The organism is Pseudoflavonifractor capillosus (assembly GCF_016899775.1).
In the GTDB taxonomy this organism is placed as follows: Bacteria; Bacillota; Clostridia; order Oscillospirales; family Oscillospiraceae; genus Lawsonibacter.
The window spans coordinates 1-1,431 of record NZ_JACJJE010000131.1 but is presented as its reverse complement, the minus strand read 5'-3'; the positions used below and the strand labels follow the sequence as shown (position 1 = coordinate 1,431).

Below are 1,431 nucleotides of genomic sequence, written 5' to 3'. Positions count from 1 at the left end.
CAGGCCAGGTATGTGATGCCGAAGCCGCCCTGACCCAGCACCCGACCCACGATGTACCGGTCATTCAGAACGGTCCCGGCCCGCAGGGCCACCGGGTACTTCTTCTCATTCTCCGCCAGGTCGAAGCCGCAGTGGGGACACGGGTCGTCCAGGCTGTCTCGCTCCTGGAAGCAGTTATAACAAAAAATTCTATTTGTGATTGACACGATACACTTCCTCCGTTCAACTCTTAGTCATGCTTCCCCTCAGTCGAACTCGACTGTGGGCACATGGGACAGGGACGATTGGTCTCGGACCCGAGTAGAGGGGAACAAATGGACGTATTCCAAAGACGTCAAATTGCGCAGGGTGCTTAGATCAAGGGGCGGACTTTGAATATTTGCGGTCGTACCGGCCCACAAGGTCAATTCCCGCAGCTTTGACATGCCGGACAACGGCTCCAGTGTAGTAATGGTTTCTGTTTTGGTATTTGTGCGTGTGTAGATCCTAAGCGTTTCCATCTCAGTCAACCCTTCCAGTCCGGTCAGACTGGTCAGCTCATTGATCGAGATCTCAAGGCGGCGCAGATGCTTCATTCCGGAAAAATCAGACATATCTTTCGCGTTGAATGGACTCTCGTTAGACGTGTGCAGTTCTAACGATTCCATATTGGTGAGGTCCCGAAAAATACTGGTATCTTCGGCATAAAGTGCGCCATTCAGCTCCACTTCCCGCAGCTGGGTCAGCCCGGCGATCGGAGACAGGTCCGCACTCTCTACTACGATTCCAAGCCGCTCCAATTGGGACATATTCGTTAAAAAGGAAAGACTTGTTATGCTGTTGCTCCCTGTATGCCGTGTCCCCATCATGGTCAATTCCCGAAGCTTGGTCATACTGGAAAGGGGCGAGAAGTCCGTATAGTTGGGGGTCGGCGGGATATACAGCTGCTCCATATTCACCAAGCTGGACAGAGGCGAGAGATCGAGGATTTTACTGCTGGTCAGGCTTCCGTCGTCTAAATAGAGCGTGGTCAGATTTGTCAGATTTGAGAGTGGAGACAAATCGGAGATATCTGGATTGGCAATATTCAGTTTTGTCAGGTTCGTTAAACCGGCCAGAGGAGATAGGTCTGTCGCGCCTGTATTTGAAAGATTCAAATCTTTCAAATTGGTGAGCTGGGACAAAGGCGACAAATCTGTGATATCCCGGTTCCCATCCAACGAAAGCCGGGTGAGGTTGGTCATCTTTTCCAGACCTTGAATGTCCTCGTTAGTCAGGCCTCTGTCCGACAGGTCCAGTTCTGTCAGGGCCGTGCTGTACTCCTCCCCGCCGATGGTCACCGTGGGGGCCAGGGCTTCCGCGATGGGGTTCCCGCCGCCTTTCTCCCCTCCGGAACCGCTGGAGTTCCCGCCGATGGCGATCCCAAAGCCCACGGCCACCGCAATCACCGCC

1 protein-coding gene and 1 pseudogene are annotated in these 1,431 nt (G+C 53.5%); both read right to left on the bottom strand.

All coding sequences use genetic code 11. The features are described 5' to 3' along the window. Window positions 1–206 (bottom strand): annotated as a pseudogene (locus tag H6B31_RS16605) (protein kinase domain-containing protein); the annotation flags it as partial. Window positions 207–245: 39 nt separating this feature from the next. Continuing rightward, window positions 246–1,431, bottom strand: a 1,186-nt coding sequence (locus H6B31_RS16600) for a leucine-rich repeat domain-containing protein (RefSeq protein WP_204899512.1), incomplete at its 5' end; no start/stop codon positions are given.